Source organism: Mycobacterium sp. NGS49, from assembly GCF_059812565.1.
In genome coordinates this window covers 1-1,601 of record NZ_JCALCX010000091.1, presented here as the reverse complement: position 1 = coordinate 1,601, position 1,601 = coordinate 1, and the positions used below count along the sequence as shown (strand labels likewise).

At 60.6% G+C, this 1,601-nt stretch carries 1 protein-coding gene and 1 pseudogene; both read left to right on the top strand.

Going from position 1 to position 1,601, the window contains the following annotated elements; all coding sequences use genetic code 11:
- Window positions 1-1,034: pseudogene (locus AC5Y7D_RS30795) on the top strand (PPE family protein); the annotation flags it as partial.
- A 307-nt stretch (window positions 1,035-1,341) separates the two neighbouring features.
- A partial coding sequence (locus tag AC5Y7D_RS30790; RefSeq protein WP_499929956.1) for a PPE domain-containing protein occupies window positions 1,342-1,601 on the top strand: 260 nt, incomplete at its 3' end.

Genomic DNA, 1,601 nt, shown 5'->3' with positions numbered 1-1,601 from the left:
GCGGCAACACGGGCGACGGCAACTTCGGCGGTGGAAACGCCGGCAACTCCAACATCGGCAGCGGCAACACGGGCAACGGAAACTTCGGCTCCGGAAACATCGGCGCCGGAAACATCGGCCTCGGGAATACCGGCGGCAGTGCCACTACCGGTAACAACATCGGCCTGGGCAACACCGGCAACAACAACTTCGGCCTGGGGAACACCGGCAACGGGAACATCGGCGGCGGCAACAACGGTAACAACAACATCGGTTTCGGCCTTCAAGGCAACAACCTGGTCGGTGTCGGGGGCGCCGCCTACAACACCGCGACCGGCCAGTTTCAGTTCACCGGCCTGAACGCCGGCTCCGGCAACATCGGGTTGTTCAACTCCGGTACGAACAACATCGGGTTCTTCAACTCAGGCGACGGCAACGTCGGCTTATTCAGCTCCGGCGTCAACCCGGTTCCGGCTGAACTTGGCGAACTGCAAAGCATCGGCATCGCTAACAGTGGGTTCGGAAACCTCGGTATCGGAAATTCGGGTCTGGCGAACTTCGGTGCTGGAAACTCGGGCACGCTCAACACCGGCTTTACTAACTCGGGTGACGTCAACACCGGCTTCGGAAATTCGGGCGGCGGCCCATTGGGCGTTGCGGGCGGGAACACCGGGTTCTGGAACTCCGGCGCCACCAATACCGGCTTCGGTAACTCAGGCGATGTCAACACAGGTTTCTGGAATTCGGGCGATGTGAACACCACCGTCGGCTCGACTACCGACACCGGACTGACCAAATCGGGCTTCAACAACACCGGCAACAACGTCTCCGGATTTAATAACTCGGCCAGCGGATCACTTGCCGGCCTCCATGTCTCTGGTATCGGAAACTCCGTCAGCGGAGGCGTCATCAGCGGCTTCACCTCGGGCTTCTTCAACAACGGGGTACCGATTAGTCCAGGTGACTTCCTCAGCGGCGCAAGTTCGGGGTTCTTGAACACAGGCACAACACTCACCGGCTTCTTCAGCATCACAAAGCTGTTGCAGGACCTATAAGTCTCTTGGTGGGGTAGTAGCGCTCGCCAAGGCCTGCGTCTTGACGAGCGCTACGTTATAGTCTCCACGCCTTCTCAAATTTGATTCCAGCGCGACCCACCCAACGATCTTACGTGAATTTCAGCGCGGTCTGAGGCCGGCATTTTCGTTCGGTGGGTGCGTGGAATCTCCGGCGAAACGCCAATGCTGAAGCCTAAACGGAGATAGTCTCTCAAAACGGGCGCATTCTGCGACGGGCTATCGGGCTCAATGGAGGTCAAGAGTCGTGAATTTTTCTGTTCTTCCACCAGAAGTCAACTCTTTGCGGATGTACCTCGGCGCTGGGTCGGCGCCCATGCTCGACGCGTCGGTGGCGTGGTCGGGGCTGTCCGAGGAACTGGGTTCGGCAGCGGACTCCTTCGCTTCGGTGACCTCGAACCTGGCCAGCCAAGCCTGGCAGGGCCCGGCATCCCTCGCGATGTCAAGTGCAGCCCGCCCCTATGCCGAGTTCCTCCGGGTCGCCGCCGCCCGCGCCGCCACCGCCTCCACCGGGGCCAAGGCGATAGCCAGCGTATTCGAGGCCGCCAG